Source organism: Nostoc sp. DSM 114161 (assembly GCF_052692665.1).
The window spans coordinates 7,898,883-7,913,236 of sequence record NZ_CP195141.1 but is presented as its reverse complement, the minus strand read 5'-3'; the positions used below and the strand labels follow the sequence as shown (position 1 = coordinate 7,913,236).

The window sequence follows — 14,354 nt, the reverse complement described above, 5'->3', positions numbered from 1 at the left end:
AGTTAGGAGTTATTATTGTCCCTCATCCCCCTCATCTCCCCAGTCCCCAGTACCCAATCCTGGTTCATCAAAATTTGTAACTCAAAACCTGAACTACGCTGCTTTCCGGCAAATCTTTAGGATTAATGGAAATAGTATCTCCACTGCTACGCCGCACTGTTACTCCTTGCATTAAGGCCAGAAAATCATCGAGTGGCGAAATGTCACAGGCAGCAGCATCGGCGGCTTGTGTTCGGTAATGCGTGGGAATTACTAACTTGGGATTTAATACTTCAACGGCCTGCTTTGCTTCTTGAGCATTGTAGGCTTTTGCGCTGCCGCCAACTGGAATAAATAGCACGTCAGGGCGACCCATGAGAATTTTTTGCTCAATGGAAATGGGTGCAGCAGCTCCGCCTAAGTGGAGGATATTAATTCCGCCTTGTTTCCAACTCCAAGCTGTATTGGAGCCAAACTGTTTACCACCTTTGCGATCGTGGTCTGTAGCGATTCCTTGGAACTTAATACCTTTGAATTCATAAACCCCTGGTTCATAGATCAGCTTTGCATTGGCTGGGAGTGTGTCTACAGCACCTTCATCCAGCAGTTGGCTGCTAATTAATACTAAATCCGCTGCAACTTTTGGCACGCGATACCCAGCAGTACAGCCGATCGCCCGAAATGGATTGACGAGAATTCTTGCACTGCTACCTTCAAAAAGAAAGCAAGTATGACCCAACCACTTAACTGATAAACCGCTAGATTGTGCGTTAGCTCGCAGGTGGGAACCTAAGGTAGTAACTGAAGCTGTGACCAATCCCGCCCCAGCATAACCCATCAACTGTCGTCGTTTCATTAATTAAGCTCTCGACTGTAACTGTTGGAGAAAGTTTCGCAGTAACTGTTTTCCTGATGATGTCAGGACACTCTCTGGGTGAAACTGGACGCCCTGAATCTGAGGATAGTTCCGGTGTCGCACTCCCATAATTGTGCCATCGTCAACCCAAGCGGTGATTTCCAACACATCAGGGCAAGTCTCGCGATCGATGACTAAACTATGATACCTGGTGGCGGTGAGCGGATTTTCTAATCCTTGGAAAACCCCCACCCCAGTGTGAGTCACCAGAGAGGTTTTACCATGCATCAATTCTGGAGCAGAAACTATTTTACCACCGAACACTTGACCGATACTTTGATGCCCTAAACAAACACCCAAAATTGGTAATTCTTGTCCTAGTCGTTCAATCAATTCTAGGGAAATACCAGCATCTTCTGGGCGACCAGGCCCAGGAGAAATAACCACGGCTTGGGGCTTTAATGCCAGAATCTCATCTATAGATATTTTGTCGTTACGAAAAACTCTAATATCAGCTGCCACTGGGAACTCTGCTGCCAATTCTCCCAGATACTGCACCAAATTATATGTAAAACTATCGTAATTATCGATGACTATTAACATAACTAGGTAAAAATTATAGGTTGCAAGTGACAGATATAAAACTGTCATAGCTCAGAGATGTAGACAGACGAGCAGTTAGCTAACAAACCATCTAGCTAGTTACTAAGATGCTTGCCATAATCCCATCATTTAATTTGGAATTTTGAATTCTTAAGAATCACTTGGCGATGGCTGCGCTGTTTGCTAGCCCACGCAAATCACATTTACAAACTCGATATAATTAACGCTACCAGAGGAGGAAGCAACAATGTAGCAGCTACCAGCACAGCTACCAAAGCTGAAACTAGAACTGCACCAGCAGCACAATCTTTGGCGACTTTTGCCAGTTCGTGGTAAGTCTGCTTAACTGTTAAGTCTACAACGGACTCGATCGCTGTATTGAGTAACTCTAATGCCAAAACTAAACCACTAGTGATACCAATAACTGCTATTTCTACTGGTCGCAGATGTAAATATACGCTTAAAGCGATCGCCATTGCACAAACACTGGTGTGAATCCGAAAATTACGTTGAGTTTGAAAACTATACGTAATTCCAGCCCAGGCATACTTAAAACTAATAAATAAATTAGAAGCAACCTTCCACGAAAATTCCCGTTCGTTGGTCACAATTTTTTGTAACGAGGTAGACGTTGGTGGTGAAGAAATTTTTTGGGACATAGACTTAAATATAAAAAACACAGTTACTACAGTGGGAATTTTGGCCGATATTTATAGCGTAATTAACTTTGAGTCTATATTTCAGCAATTTTCCATAGAGGTATTATAAAAGTATTACCCAAAATTAACACTAAGGCGTGACTAATTATGCTATTCTTTGTCAATAGCAATACCTATTGCCTTCAGCAATTTTACTTGCTGTTCTAACATTCGTTCCAAACTTTCTTCGTCAGGATGATCCCATCCCAACAGATGCAATAAACCGTGAGCAGTTAACCAGGCCATCTCGGTTATTAAACTATGTCTCTGCTGTTGGGCTTGACGTTGTGCGGTATCCACAGACACAATAATATCGCCTAAATATAGTGGTACAGAAGCAAGCATTTCTTCGCTGTGAGGAAAATCTACCTCTAAAGCAGCAAAAGCTAAAACATCTGTGGGCTTATTTTGTTGACGATATTGGGCATTGAGTTCTTGAATTTGCGAGTCATCCGTCAAACGCAGCCCAATTTCATAACCTGGTGCTGGTGGAATATCAGCCTGAAGTATTTCTAACCAGTTATTAAACCAGTTCTCCCAAGTTTCAGGAGTAATTCGGGCATAGGTTTCGCCAAGATTTACCGAGTTTGTCAGGGACAACTCGTAAAAATAATCTTCTACATACAATTCAACTCCCAGAGCCACACAGTCTCCTAGTCTGAGTTCGCGGTTTTTTGTTAGTGAGTTAGATAGGCAAGACCAATAAGGACGGCTAAAAGTCCTATAGTTGTTAACGCAAAATGTTTCAGGGAAGTTCCACCCTTACGCACCATATTTCGCATGGCGAGTTTTACGTAGCTGGGTTGAGGTTCTGATGAAGGATTACTCATAGTTAGTTCGATCGCCGATTCTTCTATAACTGTAACAGTTGGGTTTGCTATGGGATTGCGATCGCCAAAGGCGGGGCGTAGCCCATCGCTCCAATCTCAAAATACTAAAAAAGCAATAGGTACTAAGTAACGGTAAAAATAATTACTTAGTACCTGTAACTAATACTCAATCATTTATGCAGGAGTATTTTCTACTAGTTTATTTTCTTGGCGCAGATAAGCTTGGATGAATGTATCAAGTTCGCCATTCATCACATCTGTAATCCCTGTTGTTTCCGTATTTGTGCGTAAATCTTTCACCATTTGGTAAGGATGAAACACATAGTTACGGATTTGGTTACCCCAGGAGGCTTCCACCATATCGCCACGAATTTGGGCAATTTCTTGGGCGCGTTGTTCTTGGGCAATGACGAGTAGCTTCGCCTTGAGTCGGGCGAGGGCTTTTTCTTTATTTTGCAGCTGCGATCGTTCTTCTGTACAACGCACGGCAATTCCGGTCGGAAGGTGAACAATTCGCACCGCAGTTTCTACTTTGTTGACGTTTTGCCCGCCTTTACCACCAGAACGAGTTGTAGTGATTTCCAAATCCTTCTCTGGAATATCCAACTGCACAGAATTATCGATTTGGGGCATGACTTCCACCCCTGCAAAACTAGTTTGCCGCTTGCCGTTGGCATTGAAGGGGGAAATTCGCACTAAGCGATGTGTACCCATTTCTGAACGCAAGTAACCATAAGCATAGCGACCAGTAATTTCTAAGGTTGCCGATTTAATTCCGGCTTCATCACCCTCCGACTCTTCAGCTAAAGTTACCTTGTAACCGTGAGCTTCGCCCCAACGGGTGTACATCCGCATCAACATAAATGCCCAGTCTTGGGCATCTGTGCCACCAGCACCAGCAGTAATTGTCAGTACAGCACCCTCAGCATCGTATGGGCCGGAAAGTAACTGTTGTAACTCCCACTGGTCGAGGTCGCGATTAAGTTTAGTGATGGTAGATTCCGCTTCTTGCAACAGTGCTTCGTCGGTTTCTAACTCCAACAACTCAACAACTGCCTTAGTATCTTCCAGATTGGCGTGCCACTTTTCGTATTGCTCAAGGTGGGCTTTCAGGTCGTTGAGTTCTTGTAGCGTTTGTTGGGCTTGGGTTTGGTCATTCCAAAATTCTGGCTGAGCAGATATTTGTTCTAGGTCTTGAATTTTAGCTGTCAGTGCAGGTACGTCAAAGATAGTCCTGGGTTTTACCCAGGCGGTTAGACAACGTTTCGATTTCGCGTTTTAGTTCTAAAACTTCCATAGTGCTTGCTGAATCTACGAATAGAGCGCTTTGGATTGGGAAATTGCTCTTTATTTTACTCATCTTTATTGATTTTAGCTGTAGTTGGGCAAATTCTCTTGGCACGGCTGAATATAAGTGACAAAAATTACTTGAAACTAACCAGAGCTTCTTTGCTGTTGTATGGAAGTTTTGAGAAACAAATCGATCTCACCGTCTAAAACATCTGTCACAGCAGTTGTTTCAAATTTGGTACGCAGATCCTTTACTTTTTGGTAAGGATGTAAAGTATATTCGCGGATGAGCTTTTTGGATAAAGATTCTATTTGTCGGGGTTGAATTTTGTTAAGCGGGACACCTTGAGCTAGAGCGTAGGCGTAGCACGTCGTAGACATCGCCAACAGTTTACTCTTGAGAATAGCCAAGGCTTTCTCTTTGTTTTCTATCTGACGCCGCTCTTGGTCGCAAAATACACTAATTCCGCTAGGAATGTGAAACACCCGCACCCATGTTTGTGGGCGGTTGACACTGCCTTGGGAGCGTGGCACAGTAACTTCCAAATCTTTTTCAGGAATTTCAAAGTCCACAGATTTATCCAGAATTGGGCTGACTTCTACAGTGGCTTGGTAAGTATATCTCCTACCATTGCCATGAACAGGAGAAATCCGCACGATTTTTGTATGAGTTCCTTGTTCCGATTTTAGTCAGCCATAAGCATAACGCCCTGTAATTTCTAGGGCATAACTAATGCTCCCTTTATCCGTATCATTAATATCTAGCGAACATACCTGATGTAAGTGACTTAATCCCCACAAATAGTACATTCGGAACAACATAGATGCCCAATTTTGGGTTTCTATGTCACCAACTTTAGTAGTAATAGTTACTAATGCTCCGTATGAATTGTAAGGATTAGACAATAACTGCCTTATTTCTGGTGTTTCGATTTCTTGCTGGAGTTGAGTTAAGTTAATTTGAATCTCTTGCAGTAATTGTTCGTCAACTGATGATTTCAAAAGTTCTATGGCAGCCTCGATATCTTGTAAGATAGAGAGCGATCGCTGATATTGTTCCTGCCTTCTACATGCAAGGTATTCGATTTTTTTATATGTCTGATCAGCAGTAGTTGGATTTTCCCAAAATACTGTAGCGATTAGCTGATTTAGGTTGTAAATTCTTCTTGCAGTTAAATATCGCAGGTCAAAGACAGTCCTCTGTTTTGCCCAAGATATTCGACAACCTTTCTACTTCACTTTTTATATTTAAGAGTTCGAGCATACTTTTGCTCACTTGAATCTGAACTTCTCTATATATTTTACTGGCAAACAGATCAAAAAAAACTGTGGTTAAATTTTCAGCAACCACAGTTTTTACTTTATAAAAGTTTACTTCTGCACTAGTACCTACAGGCAATTAATCGCGGCCATTTATGGCAATTAGCAACCGCAGGATAAAGACAAACAAATTGATGTAAGTAAGGTACATCGACAAAGCTACAGGCAGATACTGGTCATCGCTATAAGCACGCGGCAAGATGTAGAAATCGACAACAGATGCCCCAACAAAAAGGAACACTCCTAAACCGGAAATAGCGATTTCTAACCAATTTGGCGTGTAAACACCAAACATAGCAAGTCCGAATTGGGCAAAGCATACAACCACCAAGGCGATAACGCCAATATTGATGGTTTTCGTTAAAGCCATACCGTCTTGTTCGGATAAATTTGAACCTATTTGACGGGCGGCAATAAATGTGATGCCACAACTGAGTGCAGCCAAACCAATGCCTTGAATGCCAACACCTTTTTGTCCCAAAGCGACAAACACCAAGCCACTGAGGGTATACCCAGATAAGAGGCTGTAGGTTGCCAACAAGGGCAATGCAAGCCCCTTGTTACCTTTTTCGGCAACATTTTGGGCAACAAAGAACAGAATTAACTCTACAATGACTGCACCGATGAAAGTGGGAAAAAACAGTTGGGGGTTACTACGGATAACTCCCAAACCGCCGTATGTCCCCAATGCGGTTAGTACAAGACCACCACCGACGTAAGGAAGGGCTTTGGCAATTACATTTGGGCCGATAAGGGCTTGAGTTTTAGCTTCACGAAAAGCTTGACGAAAGTTGCTGGTATTGCTCATAGTGAGTTTTTTCAGTCAAATGTCCTATTTACTCCATTGTTACCAATATTTACGGCTAACAGCCAAGGTAAATTGGCTTTGTGCCAACTATTACGCTTAGGCATTTCTGGCACAGTTGTGCAATTTTGAAGGTTATATCAGCGTCAAGTGTCTTGCCAAAAGCTGGAATCACTGCACAAATACCAGACAAATTAATTCGTATATTGATTGACAAGATCCATCCATACCTAACTAAAAAAATTAGATTGCCCAGTTTCTCTCAGGATTAATCTAGTACCGATCCGCATTGAACTCAGTATGACAGATGAATATTGGTTAACTGATGCATCTTTCAGCATAAATAGCTAGTTTTTTAACAAAAGCTAAGGATTACTGACGATTCAATTGTTACCTGGCAAATAAAAATCAGCAGCCAGAGATAGAGCCGCAAAATCATGCGTACATCTACTGAATTGTGGAGTGTGGCCCCTGATAAGTTCAGTGAAACGACGATGGCTTATTCAGCCTTGGCTAACGAAAATAATTACAGCCTTGAATAAGATATACGCAACTCCATTTTGTCAGAAATAGGAGTTACAACAAAGGAATTTATATGGCAGCAAGTGAGTCCTCTCTACGAACTGATGGTATAGAATTATTGCACTTGTACCACCAGAATCCATCTATTAAACTTCGTAATAAACTTGTACAATTACATACTGGCTTAGTGCGGAAGATGGCTCATAAATTTAGCCATCAATGTAATGAACCTTATGAAGATTTAGAACAAATTGGTTATTTTGGTTTAATTAGAGCAATTGAACGTTTTGACCCCAGTCAAGGATATGCTTTTAGTTCTTTTGCTGTACCATATATTCGCGGTGAAATGCTGCATTTTCTACGCGATCGCAGTACTCTATTAAAGATTCCTCGTCGTTGGCAAGAACTCTACAACGAAGGACAAAAGGTTCGCAAAGAATTGGCCATGTCTTTGGGTCGTGCCCCCAAGGATGCTGAAATTGCTAAAGAACTCCGGGTATCTCTGCAAGAGTGGCAAGAAACCAAGTTAGCTGCCCAAAACCGTTTGCCTTTAAGTTTAGATGCGACCGCAGTTAACTATGTTGATTGCCAAATCACCTTGGGTGAAGCACTTCCTTGCCCTCGTTCTACTGCCCAACAACAACTAGACGAAGAACGGCAACAACTCCAAGGGGCAATCAATATGTTAGAAGAAAAGCCCAGGATGGCAGTTGAAATGGTATTTTTGAAGGAACTTTCTCGCAAGGATGCTGCTAAGAATATCGGCACTAGTCCGATGACAGTAACCCGGTATCTGCAAAAGGGAATTCAAGATTTAATTTGCTATTTACAACCACAAGTTATGCCCACTGGGTCGTAGTTATTAGTCAATAGTCAGTAGTTATACCATTTTGGATTTTGGATTGATAATTTATTTCTCTTAAAGAGCTTCGTGAATCCATCTGTCCCATTCATTTTTTAGATTGGTATTAGTAGAAAAGCAACTGACAAATGACTAATGACTAATTATCGAGATTTTAAATCAGCGATCGCACCTTTAGTCATGGCAGCAATAGCTTTATCTGTCGCTTTGGGTAAATGATAATACTTACCTGCTGCTGTTTGCGCTAATTCCTTAGCAAACCCAGTGGAAACAAACTTACTCTCCGTATCAATCACTAAGAGTTGCATCCCCAAACCACGAATTCTCGCAGCAATTTCTATCAATTCCCCTTTGATATCTGGCTTTTCTCCTGGTTCTAACTGTTCGCCTAAAGAACGCGCTAAGGGAATATTACCCCGCCCGTCGGTGATTGCTACAAGTACTACTTGCCCAATATCTCCACTCATCTGGGCATTTAAGCCGACGCGCACAGCTTGGGTTAAACCATGCGCTAAGGGTGAACCCCCACCACAGGGTAATCTTTCTAAGCGGTTACGCGCCAAGGCAATGGAACGTGTTGGCGGTAATAATACTTCCGCTTGTTCTCCTCGGAAGGGAATCAAGGCTATTTGGTCGCGGTTTTGATAAGCTTCTGTCAAAAGTTGCATCACTGCGCCTTTCGCCGACTGCATCCGATTTAAGGCCATTGAGCCAGAAGCATCTACTACAAACACTACTAACGCCCCGGCTTTACGTACCAACCGTTTCGAGCGAATGTCACCCTGTTCGACAATTACTTTTCTGTCTGGGTGTCGTTCTTTGCGTGCTTTTTGATACGGAGCAGCCGATCTGAGGGTGGCATCTACGGCAATGCGTCGCACTTTGCCTTTGGGCAGCATTGGCTTAATGTAGCGTCCCCGGTCATCGGAAAAGATGACGCTGCGGCTACCAGATTTACCCTGTCGCTTGGCCATTTGGGTAAAATAAAGCACGCTATCATCCAAAATTACCCCTTCTGGATCGAAGATGAATTCTTCAGGGATACTGGGGGGTTCTTGCTGTTGTTCTTCTTCCTGTTCTTCTTGTTCTTCCTGTTCTGACTCGTCTGGTTCTTCTTGATTTTCAGGTGGCGGTGGCGGTGGTGGTGGTGGTGGCGCTTGTTCTGGTGGCGGTGTCTGCACCACTGTTGCACGTGGTACAATTACCAACTCCACAGCACGGCGCAAATCTTCGGCATTTACTGTTGTGCGTCCCTCCAAAGCTGCGGCTGCCTTGGCAACTCGCACAGCAAATAATTCGGCGCGATGTCCCTGAACTCCACCGCGAATTGCTTCATTCACTAGGTAGGCGATTTGTTCGTGGGTAATGCAGACATCCTTGAGCCATTCCCGCGCCAGAATAATTTGGGTTTTCAGGGCGTCTAAGTCTTCGCTATACTGCAAAAGAAAGTCTTTGGGAGATTGGGAGTAGGCGATCGCTTGCTCTACTGCTGCTACTCTTTGATCTAAGCCCAGTACACCGTCAGCAGAAAGAGCGATCGCAATTCTATCTAGTAAATGTTCCCTTAATGCTCCCTCTTCTGGGTTGTAAGTAGCAATAAACAGCGGTTTGCAAGGATGCTGAAAACTAATTCCCTCGCGCTCAATTTGGTTGCGTCCCTCGGATAATACTGTCAGTAGCTGATTTGATATTTGGTCATCTAATAAATTGATTTCATCGACATACAAGACGCCGCGATTTGCACTGGCAAGTAAACCGGGCTGAAAAATTGTATCGCCTTGCTTTACGGATTGTTCTACATCCACAGAACCGAGAAGTCGGTCTTCTGTTACGCCCAAAGGAATTTGGACAAAGGGTGCGGGGATGATTTCAGTGGGAACATGTTGAATATCTTTATCTGCATACTCTAGCAAAAGCAGATCGTCCCATTCTTCTGGGCGATTGGGGTCGCAATTGCTGATGGAACCTTTAACTACTTCAATGGGTGGTACTAGTGCGTGGATAGCACGAGCCATTACAGATTTTGCCGTACCGCGACGACCTGCGATCGCCACTCCTCCCAATCCCGGATCTACGGCTGCTAACAGCAAGGCTAACTTAATCGCTTCTTGACCGACTACGGCTGTTAAAGGAAAGGCAGTGATAGTAGGGTTTATAGTGGGCGCAGGCATGATTTGAATAATTGCTAGTCTCGGCCTTTAGCATATCAATTTCTCGTACATTTAAAATAAATCTTATGGGAATATCTCAATTGATGCTGACTTTTTAGGCATTGGTCACATTCGATAACATCAGGAATTGACAATTGCTCTAAGTTTATTGTTGTAGCTGGGCAAAAATTCAAGCTTTTCACTTTACTAGTTAACAAACTGTGCGCTGCAATGCTTCGATACGCTTCTGAGGGCACTTTGCCGCACTGTACTATTTTCCAGGAGACTACAGCAATGATGAAAGCTGAAGATATCATGACCAAAAACGTAGTTACCATTCGCGGTTCGGCGACTGTTGCCCAAGCGGTGGGGCTGATGAAAGAAAAAAGATTGCGGGCGCTGGTTGTGGATCGTCGCTATGACAATGATGCATACGGTATTGTCACAGAAACAGATGTTGTCTATAAGGTAATAGCCTACGGTAAAGATCCCAAGGAAGTGCGGGTTTACGAAATTATGAGTAAGCCTTGCATTGTGGTAAACCCCGATTTGGGCGTGGAATATGTAGCAAGGTTATTTGCTAATACTGGTATTCATAGAGCGCCTGTGATTCAAGGTAAGCTGTTGGGGATTATCTCAATTACCGACATTTTGACGAAAAGCGATTTTGTGGAAGCCCCAAAAGTGCTACTTTTGGAGGAGAGAATTCAAAAAGCTATCGAACAGGCTCGTGCTATTTGTACCGAACAAGGTGCTTATTCTAAGGCGTGTGCAGCTGCTTGGGATGAGGTAGAAGAACTCCAAGCAGAAGCGGCTCATCAAAAAGCTGAGGGTATGGTGTCAGCTAAAGTTAGTTTTGAGAAATATTGTAAGGAAAATCCAAATGCGCCAGAATGTCGAAATTATCATCCGTGATTGAGGCGAGAGTATGGGGGATTGGGCATGGGGCATGGGGCAAGCAGGAAGTGTGGGAGGGGTGGGAGGTGTGGGAGGATAGGGAAGAAATCTTCCCCCCTCTCTCCCCACACTCCCCACACTTCCCCATCTCACCATCTTCCTCAATTTATCGTTTAGCGACTCGCATCAATAAAAACATACCTATTCCTAAAAAAACGAAGTTGGGTAACCAAGCGCCCATAAAGGGAGAGAGGACGCCTGCTTGTGCGATCGCACCACTTATAAAGAAAAGTAAGTAGTAGGAAAAAATAACTATAACGCTAATTCCAAAACTGGTGCCTCTGCCGGTGCGCTGGGGTATGCTTCCCATTGCGGCGCCGACTAAGCCAAAAACTACGCACACAAAGGGCAAGGAGATTTTTTGTTGAATCCTAACTTCGAGTTTGCGAATTTTTTGGCGATCGCCACCGAGGCGTTCGACTTCTAATTGATCGAACCCTTCGGCAATATTCATTTCATCGTAGTCCCGGCTTTTTTCTGCCAAATTTAATGGCGTGCGGGGTAGTTGCAGTTGTTGTTGTTCAAATCTGACAATGTTGCGATAAGAGCGATCGGCAGCAACAAAATAGATTGTGCCGTTATAAAAATCCCAGACATTTTGAGAAGCATTCCACTGGGCCGATTCTGATACCACAATTTGATTGAGACCTTTGGTTGAACGATCTATAATTGTCAAACCTGACATACGCTTACCATCAAATTGGTCGGCGTAAAACAAGCGTGTCAACATCCTCATCCTAGAACCATCTGCCTGGACAACATCCTGGTATTCAGGATAAAAAATATTTTGCTGTTTAAAAGTAGGCTTGTCTGATTTGAGCGCTCGATCTAGAGTCATAGCCGCTTGGTAATTTGCTGCTGGTGCGATTTGTTCGTTAAACACAAATGTCATCCCTGTGACCAGAAGGCTTAACATCACACCAGTTAGCACCATACGATAGACACTCACCCCACAACCACGCAAGGCTATTAGTTCGCTCTCGCTGGAAAGACGACTGTAGGTCATCAAAGTAGCCAGCAGTGTGGACATGGGGAAGGCTAAAACGATAAAGTTGGGAAACTTTAATAAAAAAACTTGAATGGCAATGCCTACAGGTAATCCAGATTCGACGACTTTTCTAACTAGATCGAATACAGCATCAATGGTAACGCCGATTGAAGAGAAAGCTCCGACACCAAAGAAAAACGGTGGCAACAATTCGCTGGCAAGATAACGATCCATAATCGTAAAAGGCAGCAGCGAATGTAGGCTGTAGAACGACGTGAGTTTCTTTGATATCATAAGCAACTTCAAAAGTTAAATATTGGCAACCCTGGTAAAGCAAAGTATACAGTAGGAGTCAGGAGTCAGAATTCAGGAGTAAAAAGGGTTTCATAATCTGGTTTGAAAATGTCTGTCTATATCCTGTACTATATTTAGCTGGTGTATACTGTTTTTGGTCTTACAAATAAATTCTCCATAGCTAGAAATTAACGAATAAATTCATGCTGAAAAATAAAAGATGAACTATTCTTTTAAATTATTAACTAAATACAGTAGTTTGTAATTAAATGAAGTACGGCATCTTAATCTGAAAGCTAAATAGAAAGATTTTCACTCTTGAATTGGTGAATTCTGAATTCTGAATTCTGAATTTACACCTGAAAGCTATCGCCTAAGTAATATTGGCGCACGAGGGGGTTGTTGTAGAGTTCGTCAGAAGTCCCAAAAGCAAGAATTTGTCCCTCACGCATGATATAACCGCGATCGGTGATGGCGAGGGTTTCGCGGACATTATGATCTGTAATTAAAATACCCATACCGCGATCGCGCAATTGAGCTACAATTTGCTGAATTTCTGAGACTGCTATAGGATCGACTCCCGCAAATGGTTCGTCCAAAAATAAAAACTTTGGCCCTTCTCGTCCAGCAGCCAAAGACCTTGCTAATTCCGTGCGGCGTCGTTCGCCACCAGAAAGTTGAATTCCCTTGCTATTAGCTAATTTTTCCAACCGGAACTCCCGCAGTAAAGTTGTTAATCGCTTTGACCACTCCCATCGTGGCACATTAGTTTGCTCTAGCACTAATAGAATATTATCTTGTACCGAGAGCTGGCGAAAAACACTTGGTTCTTGTGCTAGATAGCCAATACCCAATCGTGCCCTTTTATGCATTGGCATTCCTGTAATGTCGAGATTACCTAGCCAGACTTTTCCTTGATTGGGTTTTTCTAAACCTGTAGCAATGTAAAAAGTCGTCGTTTTACCAGCCCCATTGGGGCCTAATAAACCAACGACTTCGCCTTGAGCGACAGAAAGGTTGACGCGATTGACAATTACTCGCTTGTTGTAAGATTTGTGAATATTCTCTAAAACAATTTTCATTGTTGCAGCCTTTCTTAGTAGTAGATGCTAATTAGAACGCTTAAATTGAGGTGTTTGTGGCGCAGGTGTGGCAGTTTGGCCATTATTATTTGATTCCTCCACCATGTAGATGGACTCTACCTGACGGTTGGCTTGGGGTAAGGCGACAAATCGCCCTTCATCAATTAAATAGGTTACCTTCTCTGCCCGGATACTGTTACCTCCCTGTTGCAAAATATAGACGTTGCCGCTAAAGTCAATGCGGCGTTCTTTACTAAAGTACTGTGCTTGGGCGGCCGTTGCCTGAAGCTGCCGAGAAGGATAGAACATTTGCACATTGCCACGAGCCGTGATTACTTGAGTTTTGGCGTCATATTCTTGCACATCAGCACGGATAGTCAGAGGGCGATTTTCTCCTGATGTTTGTGCAGTAGCGGTTTGCAGTTGGTTCGGGACAGCAAAATTTCCTAAGAGAAAAGCTGGCATCAATAAGGCTAATCCAATACGACGTATCTGAGATATGGGCAATTTATAGCAGGGCATCATTGCGATTTGGGGTTGAGAGTTTGGGCTTGTGTTTTAATTATCTCAAGTACTCTATCCAGAAATGAAACGTACAATCTGGAGCGATCGCGATAACTAATGGCTGAAATAGTGACGCTACCCCCAACCTCAAGGTTTCAGAAAATTTTATATATAGCAGGCAATAGGTAACAGGGAACAGACTTTTAAGGCTATTTGTGTCGGGTTTCACATCAGTTTATGTCCTAAGGTAGCTAAGAACTGCTCTAAAATCCACTACAGCTTAATATAACGGTCTTAGGTTTTTTCGCCACACCGTACACCTGTGCAAAATTAGGAAACCCTCTGCCCTTTACCTTGACACCATATCAATGGGAACCAAACAAGTTCAAAACTCGGAATTTTAAGCTAAAAACTTAGAATGCCAAGATTCATACTCAAACATCGATTTCAAAATCGGCTATTAAAAAATTAAATCTTTTGCTGTTATTAGCGTTACTTTTGTCATGTTCTATCTGTACCGCGATTTTACACAAAAGCCAACAAACAGCAGATTTGAAGGAAAGTAAGGCACACCATTTAGGTTTTATACAAATTAAAAAGCGTCCGGGAGTGTT

General features: G+C 42.9%; 15 protein-coding genes. 2 read left to right on the top strand and 13 right to left on the bottom strand.

What is annotated here, in order from left to right:
* Positions 1-67 precede the first annotated feature (67 nt).
* The 9 genes from NSTC745_RS33170 to NSTC745_RS33130 all read right to left on the bottom strand — a co-directional run bounded on the left by NSTC745_RS33170 (position 68) and on the right by NSTC745_RS33130 (position 6,384).
* Positions 68-835: an MBL fold metallo-hydrolase gene (locus NSTC745_RS33170; RefSeq protein ID WP_445634822.1), complete on the bottom strand. Its 768-nt coding sequence runs from the start codon at positions 833-835 to the stop codon at positions 68-70.
* A gap of 3 nt (positions 836-838) precedes the next feature.
* Entirely contained in the window at positions 839-1,438 is a 600-nt protein-coding gene (locus tag NSTC745_RS33165) for an anthranilate synthase component II (RefSeq protein ID WP_445638744.1), read from the bottom strand.
* 203 nt (positions 1,439-1,641) lie between these two features.
* Complete coding sequence (locus NSTC745_RS33160) at positions 1,642-2,097, bottom strand: diacylglycerol kinase family protein (RefSeq protein ID WP_445634821.1); 456 nt, start codon at positions 2,095-2,097, stop codon at positions 1,642-1,644.
* Positions 2,098-2,247: 150 nt separating this feature from the next.
* Positions 2,248-2,775: an rRNA maturation RNase YbeY gene (gene ybeY / locus NSTC745_RS33155; RefSeq protein ID WP_445638743.1), complete on the bottom strand. Its 528-nt coding sequence runs from the start codon at positions 2,773-2,775 to the stop codon at positions 2,248-2,250.
* Positions 2,776-2,813: 38 nt separating this feature from the next.
* The gene (locus tag NSTC745_RS33150; protein WP_096539501.1) at positions 2,814-2,966 is read right to left on the bottom strand and encodes a DUF3285 domain-containing protein; all 153 of its coding nucleotides are present in this window, start codon (positions 2,964-2,966) and stop codon (positions 2,814-2,816) included.
* A gap of 174 nt (positions 2,967-3,140) precedes the next feature.
* A protein-coding gene (gene prfB, locus NSTC745_RS33145) for a peptide chain release factor 2 (RefSeq protein WP_445634820.1) occupies positions 3,141-4,263 on the bottom strand; the annotation gives its coding sequence in 2 pieces (ribosomal slippage) (positions 3,141-4,190 and positions 4,192-4,263; 1,122 coding nt in all).
* A gap of 137 nt (positions 4,264-4,400) precedes the next feature.
* Positions 4,401-4,913: a peptide chain release factor-like protein gene (locus NSTC745_RS33140; protein WP_445634819.1), complete on the bottom strand. Its 513-nt coding sequence runs from the start codon at positions 4,911-4,913 to the stop codon at positions 4,401-4,403.
* A gap of 33 nt (positions 4,914-4,946) precedes the next feature.
* Positions 4,947-5,417: a PCRF domain-containing protein gene (locus NSTC745_RS33135; protein WP_445638742.1), complete on the bottom strand. Its 471-nt coding sequence runs from the start codon at positions 5,415-5,417 to the stop codon at positions 4,947-4,949.
* A gap of 238 nt (positions 5,418-5,655) precedes the next feature.
* Complete coding sequence (locus NSTC745_RS33130) at positions 5,656-6,384, bottom strand: Bax inhibitor-1/YccA family protein (RefSeq protein ID WP_445634818.1); 729 nt, start codon at positions 6,382-6,384, stop codon at positions 5,656-5,658.
* A gap of 592 nt (positions 6,385-6,976) precedes the next feature.
* Between NSTC745_RS33130 and NSTC745_RS33125 the strand changes: the two genes are divergently transcribed.
* Positions 6,977-7,762 carry an RNA polymerase sigma factor SigF gene (locus tag NSTC745_RS33125; RefSeq protein ID WP_096537712.1) on the top strand — a complete coding sequence of 262 codons (786 nt, stop codon included), beginning with the start codon at positions 6,977-6,979 and terminating at the stop codon, positions 7,760-7,762.
* Between the two features lie 146 nt (positions 7,763-7,908).
* Here NSTC745_RS33125 and bchD read toward each other — a convergent pair whose 3' ends face one another.
* Positions 7,909-9,936, bottom strand: a complete 2,028-nt coding sequence (gene bchD / locus NSTC745_RS33120) for a magnesium chelatase ATPase subunit D (RefSeq protein WP_445634817.1) — start codon at positions 9,934-9,936, stop codon at positions 7,909-7,911.
* Between the two features lie 273 nt (positions 9,937-10,209).
* Between bchD and NSTC745_RS33115 the strand changes: the two genes are divergently transcribed.
* Positions 10,210-10,830, top strand: coding sequence for a CP12 domain-containing protein (locus NSTC745_RS33115; RefSeq protein ID WP_445634816.1), 621 nt, complete (start codon positions 10,210-10,212; stop codon positions 10,828-10,830).
* A gap of 148 nt (positions 10,831-10,978) precedes the next feature.
* Here the strand turns inward: NSTC745_RS33115 and NSTC745_RS33110 are convergent, their stop codons facing one another.
* From NSTC745_RS33110 to NSTC745_RS33100, 3 genes are all read right to left on the bottom strand, one after another.
* Positions 10,979-12,094, bottom strand: a complete 1,116-nt coding sequence (locus NSTC745_RS33110) for an LptF/LptG family permease (protein ID WP_445638741.1) — start codon at positions 12,092-12,094, stop codon at positions 10,979-10,981.
* 413 nt (positions 12,095-12,507) lie between these two features.
* A complete protein-coding gene (lptB, locus tag NSTC745_RS33105) occupies positions 12,508-13,236 on the bottom strand; it encodes an LPS export ABC transporter ATP-binding protein (protein ID WP_445634815.1) in 729 nt (242 codons plus the stop codon).
* A gap of 27 nt (positions 13,237-13,263) precedes the next feature.
* Entirely contained in the window at positions 13,264-13,761 is a 498-nt protein-coding gene (locus NSTC745_RS33100; RefSeq protein WP_445634814.1) for an LptA/OstA family protein, read from the bottom strand.
* Positions 13,762-14,354: the final 593 nt, after the last annotated feature.

What these genes read in the sequence shown, in the direction of transcription:
- NSTC745_RS33100 (WP_445634814.1), bottom strand. Translation starts at nt 13,761, where the DNA reads ATGATGCCCTGCTATAAATTGCCCATATCTCAGATACGTCGTATTGGA.
- lptB (WP_445634815.1), bottom strand. Translation starts at nt 13,236, where the DNA reads ATGAAAATTGTTTTAGAGAATATTCACAAATCTTACAACAAGCGAGTA.
- NSTC745_RS33170 (WP_445634822.1), bottom strand. Translation starts at nt 835, where the DNA reads ATGAAACGACGACAGTTGATGGGTTATGCTGGGGCGGGATTGGTCACA.
- NSTC745_RS33150 (WP_096539501.1), bottom strand. Translation starts at nt 2,966, where the DNA reads ATGAGTAATCCTTCATCAGAACCTCAACCCAGCTACGTAAAACTCGCC.
- NSTC745_RS33115 (WP_445634816.1), top strand. Translation starts at nt 10,210, where the DNA reads ATGATGAAAGCTGAAGATATCATGACCAAAAACGTAGTTACCATTCGC.
- NSTC745_RS33130 (WP_445634818.1), bottom strand. Translation starts at nt 6,384, where the DNA reads ATGAGCAATACCAGCAACTTTCGTCAAGCTTTTCGTGAAGCTAAAACT.
- NSTC745_RS33125 (WP_096537712.1), top strand. Translation starts at nt 6,977, where the DNA reads ATGGCAGCAAGTGAGTCCTCTCTACGAACTGATGGTATAGAATTATTG.
- NSTC745_RS33110 (WP_445638741.1), bottom strand. Translation starts at nt 12,094, where the DNA reads ATGGATCGTTATCTTGCCAGCGAATTGTTGCCACCGTTTTTCTTTGGT.
- bchD (WP_445634817.1), bottom strand. Translation starts at nt 9,936, where the DNA reads ATGCCTGCGCCCACTATAAACCCTACTATCACTGCCTTTCCTTTAACA.
- NSTC745_RS33160 (WP_445634821.1), bottom strand. Translation starts at nt 2,097, where the DNA reads ATGTCCCAAAAAATTTCTTCACCACCAACGTCTACCTCGTTACAAAAA.
- NSTC745_RS33165 (WP_445638744.1), bottom strand. Translation starts at nt 1,438, where the DNA reads ATGTTAATAGTCATCGATAATTACGATAGTTTTACATATAATTTGGTG.